This is a genomic window from Rhodococcus sp. IEGM 27, assembly GCF_033142305.1.
In the GTDB taxonomy this organism is placed as follows: Bacteria; Actinomycetota; Actinomycetes; order Mycobacteriales; family Mycobacteriaceae; genus Rhodococcus_F; species Rhodococcus_F oxybenzonivorans.
This window is the reverse complement of sequence record NZ_JAWLSG010000004.1, coordinates 565554-587675: the sequence shown is the minus strand read 5'-3', so window position 1 is coordinate 587675 and position 22122 is coordinate 565554. Positions and strand designations below refer to the sequence as shown.

Genomic DNA, 22122 nt, shown 5'->3' with positions numbered 1-22122 from the left:
GATAAATCGATGCGGCAGGGCTGCTCCGCGATGTCGTACACTCACCGCGTCCGTGCTGACAGAGCATTCAGCAGCGATTCAGGGCTTTCAGCTGAGGGGAGGCGGGCGACATCTTCCACGATGCGGTGTGCGGCAGCTCGACCCATCACAGGGTCGACGAGCGAGTGGAATTTGGTGACGAGGGTGTCCCAGCGCCGATCCAAGTGACGTGCGGGCGTCGATCTGGACTCGATCGCGCAGAGCGACCACCTGCGGGTCGATCAGCGACACCGGCGAGAAGGCCTGTTCGCTGAGATCGCCCGTCACAAACGCCATGGCAGTAGTGAACCGCAGGCTGAACTTTCCCTCGAGCGGTGTGGAAGGCTCCCGGAGTCGGTCCGAGATCGACTGGGCGCAAAAAGGACTCATTTTCCTTGACGAGCTTGCGGGCACCGAGTCGTCACCGCCGGATCACGACGATGACAGCGCTACCGAACACCCGGTCGCTCTACATTCGTAATCCGGCTCGGGCTGGACGACTGCGGCCGGCGGCTATTCCGTTTCTGGTCAAGGGTTTCGGGGGCGGTTTGTCCAGCCACCGGTCGGGCGCGGCACCCAGCCTCCGGCACCGTGCGTGCCGCCGTCGACGTGGATAGTGCTGCCAGTGACGAACCGGGACAGGTCGGAGGCCAGAAACAGCGCGGCACCCGCGACGTCCTCGGGTTTACCGGGTCCGCCGAGCGGTGACCACAACGGCCACAGTGCGCGGTCCGGCTCGGGCACCAGGTTCCCATAAGGAACTTGTGCTGTCTCGATCAGGTCCGGTGCAACCGCGTTGACCCGGATTCCCGCTGGACCCACCTCGGCCGCGAGCGAGCGGGTGAATTGCATCAGGGCCGCCTTGTACGCGGAGTAGACGGTGTGCCCCGGAATTGCTCGGTGCGCCTCGACGGTGGTGAGGTTTACTACCGCTCCGCGCCCGCGCTCGGTCATCCCCGGAAGTAGTGCATGCGTGAGCCGCAGCGCATGGGCGAAGTTCACCTCATGTAGGCCGGCCCACTGCTCGGCGGTGTCGGTGGTGAATTCTTGGGGCGCGCGTACGAAGTGCCCGACGTTGTTGACCAGGATGTCCGGTCGGTGCTCGACCAGTGCTGGTTCTACCTGCGAAGAGCAGACGTCGGCCACGATCGCGTCCAGTCGCCCACCGGCGGCACCGTCGAAGTCGACGTCTCCGATGGGGTTCACGTCAGCGATGAGGACATGCGCGCCGTGGGCCGCGAAGCCGCGCGCGATTGCGGCTCCGATGCCGGCCACACCGCCGGTGACGACGGCACGCCGGCCGCGCAACAGTGCGCCTGGTGTGAAAGTGAGGGTCATGCTTGTCATCTCAGGACATGTCGGTGCCGCGATGCCCCTTTGCTCCCGGTCACCGGGAGGATTACACCGCTCCACACGGTCTTTCGGATTTCATCGAGCCCGTGGGCAATGCAAAAGCACGCCGGACTCCGTGCAACGTGAATTACGTTGACCGACGATGGTGAATCGGTGAAATGACGTTTGCCTTAACCCTACTGGCGAAATTACCCTCCGATCCGATCGGTTCGGGTGCCCATCGCCAGTCAGCTTCAAATCTGAAAGGAGCACCTGATGGCGAATCCGCCCCAAGTGCCGCCCGCACGCCTAGCGACACCCACCGAGAACCGCCTTTCCTCGCACGACGGATCCCTGCTCCGCAAGGTCGCATTGTCGAGCCTCCTGGGAACAACGATTGAGTATTATGACTTTCTCCTCTACAGCACCATGGCTGCCCTTGTATTCGGGCAACTGTTCTTTCCTGCCTCGAATCCGGCTGTCGGTACAGTTGCCGCATTCGGTACCCTCGCGGCCGGTTATGTCGCGAGACCGCTCGGCGGTGTGATATTCGGGCACTTCGGTGACAAGCTCGGCCGAAAGTCGATGCTGGTGATCACCATGACCACGATGGGTATTGCCAGTGTGCTGATCGGAATGCTGCCCACATACCAGGGGATAGGAATCCTCGCGCCGATCCTGCTTATCGTCCTTCGCGTTATTCAAGGCATCGCGGTGGGTGGGGAATGGGGAGGTGCGGCGCTCATGGTCGTCGAACACTCGGACGCGGACCGCCGCGGGCGGTGGGCCGGGATCATGCAACTCGGAACACCGTTCGGCTTTCTTCTGTCGACGGCAGCGATTGCGGCCGTGACCCTCCTCCCGGAATCCGCGCTCTTGACCTGGGGATGGCGAATTCCCTTCTTGTTGAGCGCAATCCTGATGGTGATCGGACTCTACGTCCGACTCCACGTGGTCGAGAGCCCCATTTTCGTCGAGGCATCAGCCAAACGAAAGGACCGGCGCAGTCCCGCCCTGGAGGTGCTCCGCCGTCCGAAGCAACTCGTCTTGGCGGTGGCCGCCGGCCTGGCTCCGTTTGCCCTGACCTCCCTGACAAGTACGCATGTTGTGGCTTACGCATCCGGAATTGGCTATGCGGTCTCCGATGTCATGGGTGCGCTTCTCGCAGTGGTCGCCATATCGATCGTCTTCATTCCCCTGTTCTCGACCCTCTCAGACCGGCTTGGTCGACGTCGAGTCATGATCTCCGGGGCCATCGGAACGGTGTTGTTCGCGTTTCCTCTGTATGCGATGATCAACACGAAATCCATGTTGGTCATGGTCGGCGCCTTGATGTTTGCGCAGCTCCTGCAGAATGCAATGTACGCGCCGCTGACGCCGCTGCTGTCCGAAATGTTTGCTACCCCTGTGCGCTACACAGGTGTTTCCATGGCTTACCAGACCGCAGCCCTTCTCGGTGCCGGATTTACTCCCCTGATCGCCAGCGGCCTGGTCGCGGCAACCGGGTCAAGTGTGCCGTTGAGCTTGATTGCCGCAACCACCGCTCTCGCCTCGATTGGAGCACTCGCACTCACTCCCGAGACCAATGGGCGTGATCTGAATCAGAATCTCGTACCGTAGTGTTACTGCAGCATCCATATCCAGGGACCAGCCACACGCCCCACCGATGACCACTGAGTGGGAATCCGAATAGAAGCACCGTGATCAACGGCTAGGTTGGGCGATGCACCCGGCCATCCACGCCGAGGCCCAGAAAACTCACACGCATACCCCGCTGCTCCCTCAGTCAGCAGCGCTGGGCGCGGGCGCGAACGCGAGAAGGGCGAACATGATGAAGGTTCTCATCGTCGGCGGCACCGGAATGATCGGCGCCTACGCCGCACTACATCTGCGTGAGCAGGGCAACGACGTCACCGTGGCAGCGCGTAACGCTCTCGGCGACGAGTCCCCGGTCCGAGACTTCCCGGCCCTGCTCGGTGACTACACCGAGCAGACCTTCACCGTCGAGCAGCTTTCCCCTTTCGACGCCATAGTCTTCGCCGCCGGCCAAGACGTGCGCCACATGAGCGGAGACGTTGATCAAGCGGCGTTCTGGGAGAAGACGCAGATCTCCGGCATTCCCCGCTTCGCTGCGCTCGCCAAGCGCGCCGGTGTACCGCGCTTCGTCCAGGTGGGCAGCTACTACCACCACCTGCGTCCAGACCTCGCCGAAACCGTCCCCTATATCGCGGCTCGGCGTGCTGCCGACGAGGGTGCTCGGGCGCTTGCCGACGCGTCGTTCAACGTCTCTACTCTCAATCCACCATCGATCCTCGGCGCCATCTCCGGAGTCTCCGCGCGGCGGTATGGGCGGATGATCGCGTGGGCAGCCGGTGACTTGCCCGACATCCCGGACTTCGCGCCGCCCGGGGGATCGAACTATATGTCGGCTGATTCTCTTGCACAGGCGATCTGGGGCGCACTTCAACACGCTGAACCGGGCAAGGCGTACCTCGTCGGCGACGAGAATCTGACCTTTCGCGAATACCTCCAGATGCTCGTCGACGCAGCGGGCGGTACACGCAGCATCGACGAACGGGACGAGGAGCACCCCCTGCTGCCCGACGCCCTGATCGTCCAGGGCCGGGGCAACACCATGCACTACGAGCCTGACGCAACCGAGACCGCGGTGCTCGGTTACACGCGAGCAGATTGCAGCCGTGCGATCGCGCAGATCGTGCACACCGCCCGTCGCGCTTCTGTATGAGACCGCACACAGCACAAGGGTCTCCCGCACACCCGCTCGATGGCCATCCGATCCGCAGGTCGACCAGCGGGCGTAGCGGTACACCCTTTGTCGTCACCCGAACGGACGGCGGGACGGGTTGTCCTACATCAGTTGTCCACAACGACCCGGAATTGCTGGAGTGAGGCATCGGTTGCGTCCGGAATGTTCATTCCCGCGTCCACACCGCTGCGCAGATAGTCGACGACGGCCTGATCGAGCCGCTCTCCCGGCACCACCGCAGGGATACCCGGCGGGTACGGAGTGATCTGCTCGGCTGCGATTCGGCCGGCCGCCTCACCGGCGTCGACCATCTCGGCCTTACCGAAGAACGCGTCCCGGGGCGACATCACCGATTCGAGCTGCAATTCTTCGGGTCCCGGCAACGAAATAGGCGGTGGTGGATCGAATGTGGTTGCGGCTCGAGCCACTTGGTCGAGCGCGGTGACCAGCCGGTCGGCGGTGTCGTCATCGTCGGCCATCGACATGGTCGCCATGATCCGGCGATGATCGTGCATGCCGAGGTCGAGGTGGCAGTTCTCGCGCACCCAGTCGGTGCACTGGAATCCGGACACACCGAGTTCGCTGACGTCGATGAGGATCTGCAGCCGGTCGAGGTCGTGCGACGCTTCCTCACCGAGTAGCCGGTCCTCGAGCACGGTCAGTCCGTCGATTTCGGCGATCCGTTCCCTGGTGCGGCCGGCGAGCGCGAGAGCACGGCCGAGAAGGTCCGCGCCGCGCTCTACCATCTGCCGCCGCCACCCGTCCATGGCCGAATACAGCATCACGTTCGGGCTCGTCGTCATCAGTAGGTCCGCGCAGGCGGACAGATGAGTGCCGTCGACGAGGTCACCCTGCACGTGATACACCGAGCCTTGCTCGAAGCCCGCCCCCATCTTGTGGATGCTCACCACGCACACATCGGCGCCGGCGTCCATCGCCCAGGTCGGTAGGTCGTCGTGGAAGGGGAGATGTGCACCCCAAGCCTCATCGACAATGAGCGGCTTGCCGCGCTCGTGGCACACCTGCGCGATAGCTCCGATGTCCGCACACGTGCCGTAGGGGCTGGGACTCACGATCAGGGCACCGGCCGCGTCGGGATACTTCTCCCACATGGCCCGCACCTGGTCCGGGGACGGAGGATGAGAGAAGTGCATCTCCTCATCCCAACGTGGGGTGATCCACCGGGGCGTCACACCGCTGAACACCAATCCCGCCACGATCGATTTGTGCGAATCACGTGAGACCAGCAACCCGCCGGGATCATTGCCCGCGACGGCCATCATCGCGGCCTTCACCGACAGCGAGCTGCCGCACGTCGAGAAGAAAGCCTGCTCCGCTCCTACCGCCTCCGCCATCAGCTGCTCGGCCTTGGACAGGTAACCATTACTCGACTTCCGGTCATCCAGACCGCCGGAAGCGAGCACGTCCGAGCGGAACGGATCGGCGCCGAGGACCTTCGTCACCCGCTCGTCCGCGCCCCGCCCCAGACGATGCCCCGGCGGGGAGAATCCGTATCGGTCGAGCCGATGATACTCCTCCAACGCATCCAACAACGGTGTCTGCGACTGATCCATACCGAGAGGTGTACCCGCACCGTCAAGTCCTGAACACCGACGCGTCGGATGCTCCTGCCAGACCCACCGGTCGCGTGGCCGGCGTACCGTGCGTCGTGGTCCCGACTTCGTGTACAACCGCAGTCGGTCAGTGACTTCGGGATCCCGTGGGGGCTGCATGCCTGAGTGCCGCCGTTCACCGCGCGGGCGGTCGAAAATGATCGAGAGGAGGTCCGATGACGGTCATCGATTGCGCCGGAAACGGGCGGGCACGCGGCCGCGCCCACGGCGAGCAGGCCCGCGACTCGGTACATGCTGCACTCGATCGGTGGCGAGTGGGTACGAGTGCTCGGAGTCGTCGGCACCTCGCTGCGACGGGGCTGCTTGCCACGGTGGAGGCCGCGGTTCCCGACCTGGCCGAGGAGATGCGCGGCATCGCGGAGGCGGCAGGGGTCCCGTTCGCGGAAGTCCTTGCCTACAACTTCATGGACGAACAGTGGTGGGTGCACCGGGAACACCTGGAACTCGGCTGCAGTGTCCTCGGAAAGGCCGGCACCGATGGCGTGCTTCTCGCCCAGAACATGGACTTGCCCGATTTCATGGACGGATCTCAGATCGTTCTGCGCATCCGTCCGGACGTAGGGCCCGCGGCACTCGTGCTCAGTTCGGCGGGAATGATCGGATTGACCGGAGTCAACGATGCCGGCGTCGGCGTCTGCGTCAACGCCCTCGGCATGTTGCGCCACAACTCCGCCGGGCTGCCGGTGGCCGCTGCGATTCGGGGTGCACTTGCTCATTCATCCCTCGACCAAGCGGTCGACTTCCTGCACCGCATCTCACATGCGAGCGGTCAGCACTACGCCGTGGGGGATGTGAACGGATTCCACGGTGTCGAGTGTTCGGCCGATGAGGTGGTGGTCAGTTGCCCCGCAGGCTCACCGCTCTTGCTGCACACCAATCACCCGCTGGCCAACGGCGACATCGATCCGGACGCCGCGCGAGAACTCGCGAGGGAAGGACGGATTGCCGATTCCGTGGCTCGCCTCGACTTCCTCCAGGCGAACACCAACAGGTCGTGTGATCACATCACCGCCGAAGTGCTTCTCGCCGACCGCACCGCACCCCTGTGCGTCACACCTCGGCAGGGACGCCGGACCCAGACGTTCGGGGCCGTCTCCTTCGAGCTCGGCACAACTCCGCCCACGGCACGCTTCTGCCTCGGTCTCCCGGACCAGCAACCCTGGATCGAACCCGGATGGCACGCGCCACCTTCGACCGACCACTCCGCATAGACCGCAGACACCACTGAGCGAAACGCCTCGGGTCGTCGGGGTCTGCGGCCGTGCAAGCGATGACCGGGTGTGAGGAATTCTGTGGGATGCGGCGTGTCGGTTAGGTCGTTCGACTTTCTGGTCCCAGAATTGCGGGCATGGCCGAGATTGTTGCTTCCCGCCGCCGAGGGCGGCCCAGTAAGGGAACCCGTGCTGTAGTCAAGGCGCTGGTGCCACCGGAGCTCAAAGAAGCAGCTGCCAGCGCCGCGAAGGCGCACGGCATGACTGCGAACGACTACATCGCGGGGCTGATCGCGGCCGACACCGGCCTGACCGAGTTAATGGCATCGATTCACGAGAAACGTTCCGCCACACGCCAATCTGTGGAACCGCGGAGGTCAGGCCCGTGACGGATCACCGGTCTGGGCAATCAGTGGCGGCCGGTTGCTCGTCGCGATAGTCACAGTAAGTCTGTCCTCGGCCAGAGACGGTCTCAGGACTGAAAAAACTCAACGCGACACGTACGCCGTCACGGATGAGTACTTTTACGTCACAATATTTTCACGAAGGGACAGGCCCATGACCCGCACCATCGCAGTGGTCAATCATAAAGGCGGCTCCACCAAAACCACGAGCACGGTCAACCTTGCCCAAGCCCTCGTCGAAGCCGGCTACACCGTCCGTGTCGTCGACCTCGACCCACAGTGCAACGCCACCACCTGGCTCGGCGCCACGCCCGAAGCCGTCGACAACGATGTCCTGTCGGTACTCATGCTGGTGTCGAGCATCGAAGACGCCACCACCATCACCGCGTCCGGTATCCACCTCGTTCCTGCCACCAAGGAACTCGATTCCGTCGGGCCTTACTTCCTCAAGAAGCCCGGTGCACACGGCATCCTGCGCAAAGCCCTCGCCGGCGCCCCCGACGTCGACTTCAACCTGATCGACTGCCCCGGAGACTTCGACCACCTGACCATCAGCGCACTCGTCGCCTGCACCGAAGTGCTCGCCGCTGTCATGACGGGGGCCATGGAACTCGAAGCGCTCATGCGGATCGAGAACTACATCACCCAGCAGGTCGAGCTGCTCAACCCCACTGCAAAGCTCAATCACATCCTGTGCGGCCGCGTCGAACTCGGACAGGTCATCGACCAGCAGGTCCTCGCCGCGCTCCGCGAGACCTATCCCGACCAGACGATGCGCACCATTATCCCGAAGTCCGTCCGTGTCAGCGAAAGTTACAGCGCCGAAGAACCCGTCGTCAGATGGGCACCGTCCTCGTCCGCAGCACGGGCCTACCGCGATGCCGCCCAAGAACTCGTCGAAAGGACCTCGTGATGAGCGCGACACGTAAGCCCGGACTCGCCAACAACCCCCTCGAACGCCGCCACCAGACCCCCGCAGGCGCTCACCCGGAGGGGACGTACTCGAGAACTCGTCGCATGGACGTGCTGACGAGCGTCGCACGTAAGCCGGGACTCGCCAACAACCCCCTCGAACGCCGCAAACCACGACTGCCGAATCTCGTCGAGCAGGGGGTGGACGTCGCAGGACCGGCCAACAATCCCTTCGAACGCCGCAGACGACGCTTGCCGAACCTCGTCGAACAGGGAGTGGGCGTCGCACAGGAAGCAGCCGCCACCGCCGAACCGGTGGCTCCTGGGGAGGAGAGGAAGACTCCCACACGGGTCTCCGCAGACAAGAAACAGGAATCCGTCTACATCAAGCGCGCCAAGGTCGAGGATGGCAAGAATGCCGTCGCCGCCATCGGCCACATCGCCGGCGCCCCCAACAGCTGGTCCAACCTCGTCGACGAAGCCCTCGCCCACTACCTGGCAGTTCTCGCACGCAAGTACAACAACGGCGAACCCTTCCCGCCGCGCAACGCCGAACTCGTCCGGGGGTAGTCCCGCCAATCGCGCCAGGCGGGAGAATCACGGAATGCTCTGCAGTGAACCGCTTTCCGTGAAGGAACCCTGGAGTCTCCGAAATGTGTAGGTCGGTCTCGAGCGCCTGCTCTATCGGCTGGCAGCGTTATGTTGCGGGTGGTCGTGGGGGGTCGCCGTCGGGCTGGAGCGGCGGCGACAGCGTGCGGGGGAGTAGGACGGACGCGGCGAGCCCGACACATCCGACGGCCGCGAGGACGATCATGGCGAGCGCGTACGAACGCTCGGGGGTGGTGGTGATCCCGGCGACGAGAACGGTGCCGGCGATTGCGGCGCCGAGGGAGGACCCGAGATTGGATACGCTGCGCGAGAGCCCGGAGATCTCGCCCTGTAGCTGCTCGGCGAAACTCGACTGCACGACGTTGACCGACGGGGTCAGCATGACACCGAGACCTAGCCCGATCAGTAGCAGTCCCGGCGCGAACGCCCAGACGTTCGGGGTGCCGCTCACCAGCGCCAACAGGACGGCGATGCCGCCGATCACGACGAGGAATCCGGCGAGGATCAGGGTGCGTTGCGCGCGGCGCTTCGCGAACCGTTCTGCAGCGAGGGAGGCGGCCAGCAGACCCGCCGTTTCCGCAGTGAAGATCACGCCCGTCTCGATCGCGTCGTAACCGCGCACGACCTGAAGGTAAGCCGCGACCACGAACGAGACGCCGGTGAGCAGCAGCCACTGGGTGTTCTGGGTGATCAGGCCCAGGTTGGAAGTGCGGTTGTGGAACAAGGCGCTCGACAGCAACGGTTCCGCGCCGGCGCGTTCCTTGGCGCGCACCGACCAGAAAAACCACACCAGCACGACGGCACCTGCAAGTATCAGAATGATCGTCAACCAGATATTGTTGTCCGCGGCAAGGATTCCGGTCACAACAAGGATGAGGCCGACCGCGGAGAGGGTTGCCCCGCCGACATCGAACGGACGGCTGCGGTCCGGCGGCAGCGGATCGGTGATGTTGCGGGCCAGCACCACGATGACCGCGACGACCAGCGCCTGGAACACGAACGCCGCCCGCCAGCTGAGCGCCGAGGTGATCAGACCACCGATCAGCGGCCCGGCAGCCGCACCGATGCCACCCATCGCACTGATCGCCCCGAAGGCGCGTGCTCGGGAGGTGACTTCGGTGAACAACAGGGTGGTGAGGATGTAGACCGGCGGGATCAGGAGCGCCGTGCCCACACCTTCGAGAATGGAGTTGCCGAGAATGAGCACACCCAGACCGGGGGCTGCCGCGCTCATGAGGGCACCGACACCGTAGACAACCAAGCCGACGGTGAAACAACGCTTGCGCCCGTATTTGTCGGTCAGCTTTCCGCCGGGAATCATCAGTGCCGCCATCACCAGTAGAAAGATGGTGATCGCGACCTGCACACCCTGCACGCTGGTGTCGAGGTCTTCGCTGATGTCGTTGATCATCACGTTCATGTTGGAGCCGGCGAAGCTGCAGATGAACTGGGCAAGCGCCAGCGGGATCAGCACCCGGCGCAGGGCGGCCGAGCGGTGAGCTGCCTGGTCTCGTGAGTCCATCTCGCACCTGCTTCGGGTCGCAGCGGTGTCGAACAACCGACGCACTCCACGAATCCGATACCGCGAACGGTCCGTCCGTGCGTGGGGATCTATTGCTCGATAACCCTACCTGCACGGAACTTGCCATGACCGGTTGTTGGCGGTGGTGCACCCCTGCCGCGAAGTGCCACCATTACCGGCCGGTTCGGAGGACAATGATTTCGCCGGAACACTTCACGCATCTGCCCGGGAAGGGAACGGTCATGTCCGAGAAATCTCTGGTCAGGCAAGGTGCGGGAACCGTAATGGGCGGGGCGGTGTTGCTCGTCACCGTCGGTGTCCTCGAAGTACTCCAGGGCCTGTCCGCGATCGCCAAGGACGAAGTGATCGTCAGCGGAACCGATTACACCTACCAATTCGACCTCACCTCGTGGGGATGGACGCACCTGGTGTTGGGGGCGATCGTCACCGCAGTCGGGATCGCCCTGTTCGCCGGTGCCGGCTGGGCGCGAGTGGGCGCCATCGTGATCTGCGCCGTGTCGATCCTCGTCAACTTCCTCTGGTTGCCCTACTACCCCATGTGGGCGATCACCATCATCGCCCTCAACGCCGTGGTGATCTGGGCCGTATCGGCCTGGCACCGTAATACCGTGCAGAACGGTCAAATCGCCAGATGACGTTCTTCGACGAGAGAACGGTGTGATCGATGACCGGAGGACCGAAGACCAGCAATTCGTCGGAGAAAGCAGCGGGCTCACAGCGCATGCTGGGACTACTGCTGGCGATGGCGATGTTCGTGCTTGTCGTGGACACGTCACTGATGAACGTGTCGATCTCCTCGGTGGTTCGCGACCTCGAGGCCACCGTCAGCGGCGTTCAGGCGGCGATTGCACTCGAGGCGCTGGTATCTGCGGCGTTCATCCTGATCGGCGGCAAGGTCGGCGATCTCATCGGACGCAAACGCGCCTATGTGTTGGGCCTGCTCGGCTATGCAATTGGTGCGTCGGCGATGGCACTCGCGCAGAGCCTCACCGCGATAATCATCTTCTGGGCAATACTCGGTGGCATCGGCGCATCACTCCTCCTGCCCGCCATGCAGTCCCTGATCCACGGTAACTTCGAAGGGGCCGCCCAAAAGAAGGTCTACGCCCTGGTCGGGGCGGCCGCTGCGATTGCCGCTGCCGTCGGACCGCTGCTCGGCGGATTCATCACCACCTATCTGTCTTGGCGCGTCGGGTTCATGCTCGAAGTCGTCATCATCGCCGTTGTGCTTTCCGGCGTTCGGCTCGTCCAGGATGTTCGGTACACCGGACCCCGGGTCATCGACATGGTGGGCGCGGCCCTCTCCGTCCTGGGCATGGGCGGTATCGTGCTGGGCATTTTGGTGTGGCAGGAGGGCGGCGAAGCCGTAGGTGCGCTACTGGCGCTCGGTGCAGTAGCGATGGCGGGGCTGGCGTACTGGCTCGTGCGGCGCAAACGTGGCGGTAAGCCGACACTGTTGGACCCTGATCTGTTTCGCTCCAAAGTCTTTCGCTTGGGTATCACCGGGCAGATGCTCCAGCAGATCGCCCTCGGTGGCACGATGATAGCGCTGCCGATCTACCTGCAGATGGTGCTCGAGTACAACGCGATGCAGGCGGGATTGTCTCTCGCACCCCTCTCCCTCAGCATGTTCGCAGTGGCGTTGCTCGCAGGCAAGAAGGCGGGCGATCGACGCCCGAGCAGCATCATCCGGTGGGGATTCGTGCTTCTGACGGTCGGGATCGCGGCGCTGATCCCGCTGGTGCCGCGTGCCGAGTTCGGCTGGGGCTTGGTGATTCCTTTGGTGATTGCCGGATCCGGATTGGGATTGCTGGTGTCACAACTCAACAACTACACACTCGCGCCGATCGAGGAGGAGCGGATCAGTGAAGCCGCCAGCGTCAATTCCGCGGCGGGATCGTTCGGGCTCTCGTTCGGGCTGGCGTTCGCGGGCGCCATCATGCTGGCAACGTTGTCCCTCACCTTCACCGCGATGGCGCAGTCGAGCAACGTGCTCCCGCCCGCAGAACAGCAACAGGTGGCGCGGGTGCTCGAGGACGACGCCGAGGTCATGAGCAACACCCAGCTGGAGCAGTTGCTCGTCGGCCAACCCCCCGAAATCCAGGAGGAGATCATCCGCATCAACACCGACGCGCGACCTCTTGCCCTGCAATTCGCCCTACTCATTCCTATTTTCGCGGGCCTGATCGGGGTGTTCAACTCGTTCCGCATGAGACGCATTCTGGACCTCGCACCGAAGAATTCCGGTGAAAGCCCACAGGAAGACTGACTCGCAGTCACAGGCGCCGGGATGGGACGTACGCCCTTCTCTGTGTTCTCGTCACCGGGTGCCGATCTCGTCGACTTCCCCTGCTTGCCCTACGACGCGCGATATTCTGAAAGCCTGACGCACAGTCGTCCGCTCTCGAACGTGCATCTATGAGGGGAGATCAGATGATCGTTCTCCTCACGCTCTGATGTGGGCTGCAACGGTGACGAATGAGGACGACGGTGGGATAGGGGATCGATCATGCGTATCGAAAATTACGGGCTGATCGGAGATTTGCAGACCGCGGCGCTCGTCGGCGACAACGGCGCCATCGACTGGCTCTGCCTGCCCCGCTTCGACTCCGCGTCGTGTTTCGCCGCTCTGGTCGGCGACGAACGGCACGGCCGGTGGACCCTTGCGCCGACCGGTGAAACGCGGGTCAGTGCCCGTCGTTACCGTGCTGGCACGCTGGTGCTCGAATCGGACTTCGAGACTGCTGATGGCATGGTGCGCATCATCGACTTCATGCCGCGCCGTGGCGACGGTCCACCGCGGGTGATGCGAATCGTGCAGGGTGTGCGTGGCCGGGTGCCGATGCGGATGGAACTGGTGATTCGCCCCGACTACGGATCCATCGCCCCGTGGGTGGAACCGGCTCCGGACGGGATCCGCGCTACCGCCGGACCGGACACCTTCCGCCTCAGCACACCCGTGCCGCTGCACATCGGCAAGGGCACCGTCGGGGCCGAGTTCGTCGTCACCGAGGGAGGTCGGGCACGTTTCACCCTGTGCTGGCACTCCTCCTTTGCACCGGCACCGATCATCGAGGACGCCGATTCGGCGCTGGCCCGTACCGAAGCGTGGTGGCGGGAGTGGAGTGGGCGTTGCACCTACTCGGGCCCCTACCGCGATGAGGTGCTGACCTCACTGATCGCCTTGAAGGCGATGACGTCGGAAAATACCGGCGGAATGGTCGCCGCGCCCACGACCTCACTGCCGGAGGATATCGGGGGCGTGCGGAACTGGGACTACCGCTATTGCTGGCTGCGTGACTCCGCGCTCGCCCTCGAGGCGCTGCTTGCTGCCGGATACACCGACGAGGCGCTCGCCTTCCGCGATTTCCTCACCCGCGTCGGTACCGGCGACCCGACGAACATTCAAATCATGTACGGAATCAGCGGGGAGCGGCGCCTGACCGAATTCGACCTCGACGGCTTCCCCGGCTACGAAGGCTCCGCACCGGTCCGGGTGGGCAACGCCGCCTCCGAACAGTTCCAGCTCGACGTCTACGGCGAGGTCGTCGCCATGCTGTACGCCGGTGCGCAACTCCTCGGCCGGATCGACCCCCAGCGTTGGCCACGGTGGCGCACCGTGGTCGAGTACATCGAAACGATCTGGCGCGAACCCGACGACGGCATCTGGGAGACCCGCGGGCCACGCCGACACTTCACCCATTCCAAGGTCATGGCCTGGGTGGTGTTCGACCGGGCCGTGCGCCTCGCCGAGGAATTCGAGCTCGATGCTCCCGTCGAACGTTGGGCGCAGGTGCGCGACGAGATTCATCGTGAGGTCTGCGAACACGGTTTCGATGCCAAACGCAACACCTTCACCCAGTTCTACGGGTCCGAGGAACTCGACGCCAGCGTGCTCACCATTCCTCTCGTCGGGTTTCTACCCGGCACCGACTCCCGCGTGAGCGGAACGATCGACGCGATCACCCGGGAACTCGGCCGCGACGGGTTCGTCTCGCGATACTCGACTGCACAGACCGACGACGGACTACCCGGCGACGAAGGACAATTCCTTGCCTGCTCGTTCTGGTTGGTCAGCGCACTGGCCCTCAACAAGCGCACCGACCAGGCGCGAGCATTGTTCGAGCGGCTCACCTCACTGTCCAACGACCTGGGCCTGCTGGCCGAGGAGTACGACGTCCGCCTGCAACGACAGGTCGGAAACTTCCCGCAGGCGTTCAGCCATCTCACCCTCATCGGCGCGGCCTATGCCATCGCCGGTGCTGTCGCCGACGCGTGACGGGAGATGCTGTCGAGCTGGACCGGTGCGGTCGGTTTATTCGTCGGCCGGATCGGCAGGGTTGTCGGCTCGGTTGCGGAATGCAGTCACGGCGGACTCGACAGTGGGATAGAAATGGGTCGAATCGAACCGGTCACCGACGCCGAACCGGATGAGCCGGTCCTTGATCGGTCCCTTCATTTCCGCGAAAGCCAGCCGGATCCCCTTGCTTTCCAGATAGGTGTCGAGGTCGACGAGTTCGTCGACGGCGGTGGTGTCGAGTCCGGTGATGGGTTCGGCGGCGACTATGACCCACTCGACCGGGGTCGGCGCCGTGGCCACGACCGAGCGCACGTACTCGTCGAAGATTTCGCCGTTCGCGAAGAAGAGGGGCGCGTCGAACCGCACCAGCACGAGTCCGGGGATGCGTTGCCCCTCGGGGTGGCGTTCGATGTCGTGGAAGCCGGGACGATCCACGGTCCGGACGAGCTCGGTTCGGTACGGCTGCCAAGCTTGCGCGATGACAGCGACGAAGGACAGTCCGATCGCGACGAGGATTCCCTGCAGAACCCCCACCAGGGCGACTCCGAGAAATGCGGCGATGGCGAGACCGAACTCGACTGTGCTCATGCGCCACATCCGGACCAGGCCGTCCACGTCCACCAGTGCAGTGGCGGCGACGATCACCACGGCACCGAGTGTCGCGTCGGGAAGGTAGGTGGTGACCCCGGGGGCGACGAGAACGAAGGCCAGCACGGCGAGTGCGCCGACGACGCACGCCAATTGGGTACGGGCACCGCTCTGTTCGGCCACCGGGGTCCGCGACCCGCTGGCGGAGATGGGGAACCCGCCGAAGAGTCCGCCCGCGATGTTGGCAACGCCGACCGCCTTCATCTCCGTGCTGCCGTTGACGTCGTCACCGCGCCGTGCGGCGAACGTGCGGGATAGCACCCCGGTGTCGGCGAACGCGATCAGCGCGATGCCGGCCGCGGGACCGACGAGCTGTCCCACGTCTCCCCAGTCGACACCGCCGAATGAGGGCAGTGGCAGGCCCGCGGGCAGGGCTCCGACCATCCCGATGTCGTCGGTGAGTCCGAGCGCAGCGGACAGGATGATCGCCCCGATCACGGCCACGAGGACGCCCGGGATGCGGGGCAGCCAGATGCGGAACCCGACGATGACGGCGAGGGAACCGATGCCCATCGCGGCGGCGACGGGGTCGATCTCTCCCCGGACCACGGACTGCCCGATCTCCCCGATCTCCCTGATCAGACCGGACGCGTCGACTGAAAACCCGAGGAGCTTGGGAAGCTGACCGACCACGACTATGAGCGCGATCGCGTTCAGGTAGCCGAGCCGGATGGGCTTCGACAGCAGCTCGGTCACGAAGCCGAGATGCAGGAACCCGCCGACGAGCAGGATCAACCCGACGAGAACCCCGAGGATTCCGGCGAGTGCGAGGGCACTTTCCGGGTCGTCGGCCACAGCGAGGGGCAACACTGCCGCGGCGATGAGTGGTGCCAGTGACGAGTCCGGGCCTAGGACGAGGATTTTCGACGGACCCACCAGCGCATAGGCCAGGAGCGGGATGATGGTGGCGTAGAGGCCGGCGTAGGCGGGCAACCCGGCGGCCTCCGCGTACCCCATCCCGGCGGGAATCAGCAGGGCGGTGAGGACGAGTCCGGCGATGATATCGGGGCGCAGCCACTCCCGGCGGTATGCCCGTGCGGTCGCGATGCCCGGTAGCTGCGCGAGGCTTCCTGCCCAGGTCATGACGCGAAGTCGGCGTGCGAGTTGCGGGACGACGGTGGCAACTCGCCGTTCAGCGGACGGAGAAGCCGGTGATGATTCTTGTCCTGCACCCGTGAGGCGGTCTCGCCGGCGTCCGGCCGGGGCAGGTCGACCCCGGACCCCTCGTGTTTCGAGTTAAAACCCACGGTGACTCCCCGGACCGCCGAATGTTCAGACCCGGTCCGGCTTCCAGGTCGAGACCGCCCAGATCACCACGATGTCGAGGGCGATGATGAGTACCGACCACCACGGGTAGTAGGGCAGCCACAGGAAATTGGCGAGAATCGAGATCGCTGCAATCACGATCGCCGTCACTCGCGCCCATCCCGCACCGGTGACCAATGCGAGACCTACCGCTGCAACGACCGCACCCAGCACGATGTGAATCCAGCCCCACGTGGTCAGGTCGAACTTGTAGACGTAGTCGACTCCCGCCACGAACACTTCGTTTTCGGCGACCGCGGCGATCCCCTGGCAGAACTGAATAATGCCCACGGTCACCATGATGATGGCCGCCCCGATCGAAGTGCCTGCTGCGACGCCCTGCTTGACCGACCTTGTCTCGGACATGACCGTCCCCTTCCTCTACCGAACCGGGCGGCCCGGTACGAACATTGTCCGCCGTTTCTACGCCGCTGTGGTGGTAAACCTGCAATCCCGGCAGACGGGTCGAAAATAATAGAGCGACGGATTATTCGGCGTTTGGCGGTCTGTCCCGCGGACAGTCAGTGATCAAAGCGATGCCACTGACCTGGATTCGGCGTTCTGTGGAGTGGCTGTTCGCGCGGGCCGGATGAGCAGTTCGAGTGCCGCGAGCGCAAGCAGGGCGCCGAGAACAATCCACAACACGACCAGTCCGGTGGGGTAGCGCCAGAACATCAGCAGCAGCGCGGCGACACCGATAACTGTGCATTGCAATGGAACTCGAAGCTGATGTGCCCATCGTTCGATCTCGTTCGGTGGACGGCCTCTGTCGGATCGGCGGGCGAAGTCGAGTGCCTGCCCGTAGCCGCGGCGCACGGTGGTGGCGGACGACGAGCCGCCGGTGAGGTAGGCGCCGAGGGCGATCACCAAGCCGAGGACTGCGACGGCGCGCAGACTCGTGCGCAGCGGTACCAGCACGGTGTCGATGACGGCTGTGGCCGCGTCGGGCGACAGAATGTCCGGTGGGACGCTGTCGAGGTAGATAGCGCGTCCGATGAGGATTGCGATCGCAAGGAGAAGCATTCCCACTGCGATCGACAGCCCGACGAGGGCGAGGGCGCGGAGCCGGCGGCCGGTGGGGGCGACGGCGACCGCGGCGGCAGCACATGCGATTCCCAGCCACGGCAGGATCGCCGACACTTTGTCGAGGGCGGCGACGGCCCGTTGCGCCTTCACCAGCTCCGGTGACTGGAACAGTACGAACTGCTTGTCGACGGACGGGATCTTGTCCGCGAACGCAAAGCCTCTCTCGTTCAGTGCCGCCTTCACCCTGTCGATGACGGTGCCGAGGGAGATGCTGACGGTGCCGCTCTGGTCGACTTCGACGGAGCTGAGGCCGTAATTCCCCGTCATCACCGCGACGAGCGTGTTGTGGGCAGACCGGTTCGCCTGGATCCAGAGGTCTTCGAATTGCTGGGACTGCACGAGTGAGCTGACGGTGTCGTGGACGAAGTTCCTTGCTTGACTGGTGAGCACGGGTGCGAGGCCGACGACGGCCTTGTCGAGCCGGGGGGCATTGGTGGCGAGGTTCGAGACGTCGGTCAGTGCGGTCAGGGCGTCTTTGGTCAGTCCCTCGACGTCGACTCGGGTGAAGATTTCGTCCGTGATCTGGTTGGTGATCTCGGCTTGGACAGCCGGATCTTCGCCCAGAGGTGCCACGGTGCTGACGTAGCGGTCGGTGTCGAGGATTTGGCTGCGAGTGAAACGTGCGGTTACCGAGGCGATTGCGAGGACGGCCACCAACACGAGCAGAATGGCGACGGCAGCCCAGCGCAGGCCGTGCCGGGGTGGCCGAGCCGTTCGTGGGGGAACGTCGGTGGTGGTGCCGGTGGTGTGTCCGCGCAGCGCCGCGACTTCCTCGCGTAGGCGGAGGAGTTCGGCGCGTTCGTCGTTGTCGAGTGAGCTACTGGCGGGAGTGCCGGTGCCGTCGGTCATCGCCGCTCAGATCTCGTCGGGGTTCCAGGTTGCGACCGCCCAGATCACGACGGCGTTCAGGGCGATGATGGTGATTGCCCACAGTGGGTAGTAGGGCAGCCACAGGAAGTTCACGAAGATTGAGAGAGCACACAGGATCATGGCACCCACTCGAGCCCACGTCGCCCCGGTGAAGAGCACGGCACCGACGGCCGCGACGATCACACCGAATATGAGATGGAACCATCCCCAGGTGGTGACGTCGAACTGGTAGGTGTACTCGATGCCGACAACAATGACATCGTCCTTGGCGATCGCGGAGATCCCCTGCAGGAACTCGAGCACACCGACCGTGACGAGCAGAACCGCCCCGCCCATCGACGTTCCCTTAGCCACGGCCTTCTTGACCAACGAGTCCTCGGACATCATCGTTCCCTTCCCGGGCGACGTGTGAAGTGGTCCCATTGGACTTCAGTGTCCTCCGATCCCGCAGACGGTGGCTGCATTTTCGCGGACCCACTCCGATCGGGCACGCGCGGCCGCAATCATCCGGCTCGAGACCGATTGCACCCGAAACGCTGACGTGAGGTCGGAGTGCGCGAGATCATGGGGGTGGAGGCACACGCTATGACAGAGCGAGACACTTTCCCGGATACGGGACACGTCGGCGTCGTCGATCAGCCGACGCGGGCGGATCGCCTCGAACACGGCGAAAAGGTTCGGCGCCGAATTCCGTTCGCTGCAATGGCCGAACATGCTCCGGCACGCGACCGGAACCCGATCGGCTTGCTCGAATCTCAGGCAGCGGAACGAGTTCCGGATCTGGTTCCCATCCGCTATGGGCGAATGGCGCAGTCACCGTTCGCGTTCTACCGCGGGGCGGCGCTGGTGATGGCCGACGACCTCTCCCGAGCCCAGTCCACCGGACTGCATACCCAGTTGTGCGGAGACGCGCACCTGAGCAACTTCGGACTCTTCGCCACACCCGAGCGCACACTCGCGTTCGATGTCAATGACTTCGACGAAACGTATCCCGGCCCGTTCGAATGGGACGTCAAGCGACTGGTTGCCAGCTTCGCCGTCGCTGGACGGAGCAACGCGTTCAGCGGTAAACAACGCAAACGAATCGCGCTCGCCTGCGCCGCGGAATATCGCGAAACCATGTCGTCCCAGGCGGAGCGCACTGAGCTGGAGGTGTGGTACTCCCACATCGACGCCGCTGCCCAGTTGGACGAGCTCCGCGACGTCCTGGACTCCTCGACTCGCAGACGCGTCCAGAAGACGATCGACAAGTCCCGGGGCCGCGACAGCGTGCAGGCACTGTCGAGACTGACGACCATGGTGGACGGGCGGCCGCGGATAGTGAGCACACCGCCCCTGGTTGTACCGATCGAAGAGATCTTCACCGGCACCGAAGCCCACGAGATCGACCGGGAGCTCAACCGACGACTGCGCGAGTACCGTGGCACCCTGCCGCCCGCCCGCCGCGTGCTGCTCGATCGATACGAGTACGTCCAAACCGCACGGAAGGTAGTCGGGGTGGGCAGTGTCGGCACCCGGGCCTGGATCGTCCTGTTGCGCGGCCAAGGCGGTGACCCACTATTCCTTCAGGCCAAGGAGGCGCAACGGTCGGTCCTCGAGAAGTACGTCGCCGGAGAGTCGTGTGCGAACAACGGCGAGCGCGTCGTGACCGGGCAGCAGCTGATGCAAGCGGCGAGTGACATCTTTCTCGGCTGGCAGCAAGGACCCGACGCCGCTGGTGTGATGCGGGACTTCTACGTGCGCCAGTTGCGTGACGGCAAGGGGTCGGCGGTCGTGGAAACCATGAAACCCGACCTCATGATGATGTACGGCCGATTGTGCGCCCGGGTGCTTGCGTATGCGCACGCACGCGCCGGCGACCGGTTCACCATCGCCGGGTACCTCGGTTCGGACGAGAAGTTCGATAAAGCGTTGGCCGCCTTCGCCGAGGCTTACGCCGACCAGAATGAACGCGATTTCGCGGTGTTGCGGAAGGCAATCGAGGACGGCCGCATCACCGCACACTCGGGGACATGATGGTGAGCGACAAAAGCTCCGCCGTACCCGCAACCGCCCACGCCGCGACCGGCTCCCGGCGCTGGTGGGCCCGGGCAGCGTTCGCATTCGCGTTCCTCGCCGCGGCGACTCCGCTGGTGTTCGCCGGTCTACTCGGCACCGTTGGGCTGCTCCTCGTCGGAGTCGGTGGGGTCGTCGTCACAGTCGCCGCCCTGTACTGGTTCATCGCCAGCCGCGGTCTCCTGCGCTGGGTGTCGCTGACAGTCGCGGTGCTGTCGCCGATCGTTGTGCTGATTCTGTTCACTCGCGCCGACCTGCTGGTCTTCGTGGTCGCCTCCGTTGTTCTCGCGTTCCTCTCGGTGCTCTGCGCCCGCGCGGCCCTGCGTGGACGGCCGTCGGACACTACAGTCCGAGAGGTGGCCGGCCCGCCGGCGCGGCATCCGGTGCTGATCATGAATCCGCGCTCCGGTGGGGGCAAGGTCGCGAAGTTCGACCTGCAACGCAAGGCCGAGGAACTGGGCGCCGAGGTGGTCCTGCTCGAAGGCCCAGGCGCCGTCGATGTCACCGACCTGGCCCGGCAGGCAGTCGAGCGTGGAGCCGACCTGCTCGGTGTCGCCGGTGGAGACGGGACGCAGGCACTCGTAGCGGGGATCGCGGCAGAGAACAACCTGCCCTTCCTGGTAATCAGCGCGGGGACCCGAAACCACTTCGCGATGGACCTCGGCCTCGACCGCACCGATCCGAGCCGGTGCCTCGACGCCCTAGTCGACGGCGTCGAGGTTGCGGTCGACCTCGGTCGGATCAACGGCCGCCCGTTCGTCAACAACGCCTCCTTCGGCGTCTACGCCGAGGTGGTCCGCAGCCCGGCGTATCGCGACGACAAGGCCGGCACCGTGCTGCAGATGCTGCCGGATCTGCTCGCCGGACAATCGGGAGCCCCACTCGTGACCCGGATCGGGGACGTCACGGTGCGAAACCCGCAAGCAGTGCTAGTGAGCAACAACCCTTACGGCACCAGCGATCTCGCCGGCCTGAACCGACGAGACCGACTGGACCGCGGGGTCCTCGGCGCTGTGACCGTCTCGGTCGCGAGCGCCCGCCAGGCTATCGCGCTGTTGCGACGCGCCAACGTGCGCGGATTGACCCAGCACACGACCACTGAGGTGATCGTCGAGTCGGACACACCCCAGACGCCGGTGGGCGTCGACGGCGAATCGCTCCTCCTGCCGACGCCGGTGCGTTGCACGATCGAGCCCGGCGCCCTCCGGGTCCGGGTTCCCCGTGACCGCCCGGGAGTGCGCCCCGCCGCACCCACCATCGACTGGGTCCGACTCCGCGAACTGGCGTGGCATCGGCAACCCGGCTGACACCTGTGGCACATGAGCCGAGGCCGATCGAGCGACTGGCGTGAAATGCGCGAATTTGGGGATGGCGTCCCCGGTGTGCGGCGCACACTGGAAAAGAACTTCGCAGTATCCGAGCCCGAGA

At 64.6% G+C, this 22122-nt stretch carries 19 protein-coding genes and 1 pseudogene; 11 read left to right on the top strand and 9 right to left on the bottom strand.

Annotated elements, in window-relative coordinates:
• Positions 1 to 87 precede the first annotated feature (87 nt).
• Positions 88 to 408, bottom strand: coding sequence for an MmgE/PrpD family protein (locus R4P95_RS33605; protein WP_213576438.1), 321 nt, complete (start codon positions 406 to 408; stop codon positions 88 to 90).
• Positions 409 to 546: 138 nt separating this feature from the next.
• Positions 547 to 1365: an SDR family NAD(P)-dependent oxidoreductase gene (locus tag R4P95_RS17515; protein WP_317745775.1), complete on the bottom strand. Its 819-nt coding sequence runs from the start codon at positions 1363 to 1365 to the stop codon at positions 547 to 549.
• 261 nt (positions 1366 to 1626) lie between these two features.
• On the opposite strand from R4P95_RS17515, the gene R4P95_RS17510 reads away from it, so the two are divergent.
• Together R4P95_RS17510 and R4P95_RS17505 are read left to right on the top strand one after the other, a co-directional pair.
• A complete protein-coding gene (locus R4P95_RS17510; RefSeq protein ID WP_317753883.1) occupies positions 1627 to 2970 on the top strand; it encodes an MFS transporter in 1344 nt (447 codons plus the stop codon).
• Positions 2971 to 3181: 211 nt separating this feature from the next.
• On the top strand, positions 3182 to 4096 hold the full coding sequence (locus R4P95_RS17505; protein WP_317746097.1) for an NAD-dependent epimerase/dehydratase family protein: 915 nt from the start codon (positions 3182 to 3184) through the stop codon (positions 4094 to 4096).
• A gap of 128 nt (positions 4097 to 4224) precedes the next feature.
• On the opposite strand, the gene R4P95_RS17500 is transcribed toward R4P95_RS17505, so the two are convergent.
• Positions 4225 to 5691 (bottom strand): ornithine decarboxylase, encoded by a 1467-nt coding sequence (locus tag R4P95_RS17500; protein ID WP_317745776.1) that lies wholly within the window; start codon positions 5689 to 5691, stop codon positions 4225 to 4227.
• A gap of 215 nt (positions 5692 to 5906) precedes the next feature.
• On the opposite strand from R4P95_RS17500, the gene R4P95_RS17495 reads away from it, so the two are divergent.
• From R4P95_RS17495 to R4P95_RS17480, 4 genes are all read left to right on the top strand, one after another.
• Complete coding sequence (locus R4P95_RS17495; protein WP_317745777.1) at positions 5907 to 6962, top strand: C45 family peptidase; 1056 nt, start codon at positions 5907 to 5909, stop codon at positions 6960 to 6962.
• A gap of 137 nt (positions 6963 to 7099) precedes the next feature.
• Positions 7100 to 7351, top strand: coding sequence for a hypothetical protein (locus R4P95_RS17490; RefSeq protein ID WP_317745778.1), 252 nt, complete (start codon positions 7100 to 7102; stop codon positions 7349 to 7351).
• 169 nt (positions 7352 to 7520) lie between these two features.
• Positions 7521 to 8279 (top strand): ParA family protein, encoded by a 759-nt coding sequence (locus tag R4P95_RS17485; protein ID WP_213576444.1) that lies wholly within the window; start codon positions 7521 to 7523, stop codon positions 8277 to 8279.
• Complete coding sequence (locus R4P95_RS17480) at positions 8279 to 8848, top strand: hypothetical protein (RefSeq protein ID WP_213576445.1); 570 nt, start codon at positions 8279 to 8281, stop codon at positions 8846 to 8848. The genes R4P95_RS17485 and R4P95_RS17480 overlap by 1 nt, the downstream gene beginning before the upstream one ends.
• A gap of 127 nt (positions 8849 to 8975) precedes the next feature.
• Here the strand turns inward: R4P95_RS17480 and R4P95_RS17475 are convergent, their stop codons facing one another.
• Entirely contained in the window at positions 8976 to 10409 is a 1434-nt protein-coding gene (locus tag R4P95_RS17475; RefSeq protein WP_317745779.1) for an MFS transporter, read from the bottom strand.
• A 242-nt stretch (positions 10410 to 10651) separates the two neighbouring features.
• Between R4P95_RS17475 and R4P95_RS17470 the strand changes: the two genes are divergently transcribed.
• From R4P95_RS17470 to R4P95_RS17460, 3 genes and pseudogenes are all read left to right on the top strand, one after another.
• Complete coding sequence (locus R4P95_RS17470) at positions 10652 to 11065, top strand: hypothetical protein (RefSeq protein WP_213576447.1); 414 nt, start codon at positions 10652 to 10654, stop codon at positions 11063 to 11065.
• 29 nt (positions 11066 to 11094) lie between these two features.
• Positions 11095 to 12699: an MFS transporter gene (locus R4P95_RS17465; protein WP_213576448.1), complete on the top strand. Its 1605-nt coding sequence runs from the start codon at positions 11095 to 11097 to the stop codon at positions 12697 to 12699.
• 231 nt (positions 12700 to 12930) lie between these two features.
• Positions 12931 to 14709, top strand: a pseudogene (locus R4P95_RS17460) (glycoside hydrolase family 15 protein); the annotation flags it as partial.
• Between the two features lie 36 nt (positions 14710 to 14745).
• On the opposite strand, the gene R4P95_RS17455 reads toward R4P95_RS17460, so the two are convergent.
• The 5 genes from R4P95_RS17455 to R4P95_RS17435 all read right to left on the bottom strand — a co-directional run bounded on the left by R4P95_RS17455 (position 14746) and on the right by R4P95_RS17435 (position 19023).
• Positions 14746 to 16461 carry a SulP family inorganic anion transporter gene (locus tag R4P95_RS17455; RefSeq protein WP_317745780.1) on the bottom strand — a complete coding sequence of 572 codons (1716 nt, stop codon included), beginning with the start codon at positions 16459 to 16461 and terminating at the stop codon, positions 14746 to 14748.
• The gene (locus R4P95_RS17450) at positions 16458 to 16625 is read right to left on the bottom strand and encodes a hypothetical protein (protein ID WP_317745781.1); all 168 of its coding nucleotides are present in this window, start codon (positions 16623 to 16625) and stop codon (positions 16458 to 16460) included. Before R4P95_RS17450 ends, R4P95_RS17455 begins: the two co-directional genes overlap by 4 nt.
• 25 nt (positions 16626 to 16650) lie before the next feature.
• Positions 16651 to 17049, bottom strand: a complete 399-nt coding sequence (locus R4P95_RS17445) for a hypothetical protein (RefSeq protein ID WP_317745782.1) — start codon at positions 17047 to 17049, stop codon at positions 16651 to 16653.
• 162 nt (positions 17050 to 17211) lie between these two features.
• Positions 17212 to 18618: a hypothetical protein gene (locus tag R4P95_RS17440; RefSeq protein ID WP_317745783.1), complete on the bottom strand. Its 1407-nt coding sequence runs from the start codon at positions 18616 to 18618 to the stop codon at positions 17212 to 17214.
• Positions 18619 to 18624: 6 nt separating this feature from the next.
• Entirely contained in the window at positions 18625 to 19023 is a 399-nt protein-coding gene (locus R4P95_RS17435) for a hypothetical protein (protein WP_317746098.1), read from the bottom strand.
• Between the two features lie 201 nt (positions 19024 to 19224).
• Between R4P95_RS17435 and R4P95_RS17430 the strand changes: the two genes are divergently transcribed.
• A complete protein-coding gene (locus R4P95_RS17430; RefSeq protein WP_317745784.1) occupies positions 19225 to 20655 on the top strand; it encodes a DUF2252 domain-containing protein in 1431 nt (476 codons plus the stop codon).
• Positions 20652 to 22001 (top strand): diacylglycerol kinase family protein, encoded by a 1350-nt coding sequence (locus tag R4P95_RS17425; RefSeq protein ID WP_317745785.1) that lies wholly within the window; start codon positions 20652 to 20654, stop codon positions 21999 to 22001. Before R4P95_RS17430 ends, R4P95_RS17425 begins: the two co-directional genes overlap by 4 nt.
• The last annotated feature ends 121 nt before the right edge of the window (positions 22002 to 22122 follow it).

What these genes read in the sequence shown, in the direction of transcription:
- R4P95_RS17495 (WP_317745777.1), top strand. Translation starts at nt 5,907, where the DNA reads ATGACGGTCATCGATTGCGCCGGAAACGGGCGGGCACGCGGCCGCGCC.
- R4P95_RS17455 (WP_317745780.1), bottom strand. Translation starts at nt 16,461, where the DNA reads ATGACCTGGGCAGGAAGCCTCGCGCAGCTACCGGGCATCGCGACCGCA.
- R4P95_RS17480 (WP_213576445.1), top strand. Translation starts at nt 8,279, where the DNA reads ATGAGCGCGACACGTAAGCCCGGACTCGCCAACAACCCCCTCGAACGC.
- R4P95_RS17430 (WP_317745784.1), top strand. Translation starts at nt 19,225, where the DNA reads ATGACAGAGCGAGACACTTTCCCGGATACGGGACACGTCGGCGTCGTC.
- R4P95_RS17490 (WP_317745778.1), top strand. Translation starts at nt 7,100, where the DNA reads ATGGCCGAGATTGTTGCTTCCCGCCGCCGAGGGCGGCCCAGTAAGGGA.
- R4P95_RS17500 (WP_317745776.1), bottom strand. Translation starts at nt 5,691, where the DNA reads ATGGATCAGTCGCAGACACCGTTGTTGGATGCGTTGGAGGAGTATCAT.
- R4P95_RS17515 (WP_317745775.1), bottom strand. Translation starts at nt 1,365, where the DNA reads ATGACAAGCATGACCCTCACTTTCACACCAGGCGCACTGTTGCGCGGC.
- R4P95_RS17425 (WP_317745785.1), top strand. Translation starts at nt 20,652, where the DNA reads ATGATGGTGAGCGACAAAAGCTCCGCCGTACCCGCAACCGCCCACGCC.
- R4P95_RS17475 (WP_317745779.1), bottom strand. Translation starts at nt 10,409, where the DNA reads ATGGACTCACGAGACCAGGCAGCTCACCGCTCGGCCGCCCTGCGCCGG.
- R4P95_RS17440 (WP_317745783.1), bottom strand. Translation starts at nt 18,618, where the DNA reads ATGACCGACGGCACCGGCACTCCCGCCAGTAGCTCACTCGACAACGAC.
- R4P95_RS17445 (WP_317745782.1), bottom strand. Translation starts at nt 17,049, where the DNA reads ATGTCCGAGACAAGGTCGGTCAAGCAGGGCGTCGCAGCAGGCACTTCG.
- R4P95_RS17470 (WP_213576447.1), top strand. Translation starts at nt 10,652, where the DNA reads ATGTCCGAGAAATCTCTGGTCAGGCAAGGTGCGGGAACCGTAATGGGC.
- R4P95_RS17485 (WP_213576444.1), top strand. Translation starts at nt 7,521, where the DNA reads ATGACCCGCACCATCGCAGTGGTCAATCATAAAGGCGGCTCCACCAAA.
- R4P95_RS17435 (WP_317746098.1), bottom strand. Translation starts at nt 19,023, where the DNA reads ATGTCCGAGGACTCGTTGGTCAAGAAGGCCGTGGCTAAGGGAACGTCG.
- R4P95_RS17465 (WP_213576448.1), top strand. Translation starts at nt 11,095, where the DNA reads ATGACCGGAGGACCGAAGACCAGCAATTCGTCGGAGAAAGCAGCGGGC.
- R4P95_RS33605 (WP_213576438.1), bottom strand. Translation starts at nt 408, where the DNA reads ATGAGTCCTTTTTGCGCCCAGTCGATCTCGGACCGACTCCGGGAGCCT.
- R4P95_RS17510 (WP_317753883.1), top strand. Translation starts at nt 1,627, where the DNA reads ATGGCGAATCCGCCCCAAGTGCCGCCCGCACGCCTAGCGACACCCACC.
- R4P95_RS17505 (WP_317746097.1), top strand. Translation starts at nt 3,182, where the DNA reads ATGAAGGTTCTCATCGTCGGCGGCACCGGAATGATCGGCGCCTACGCC.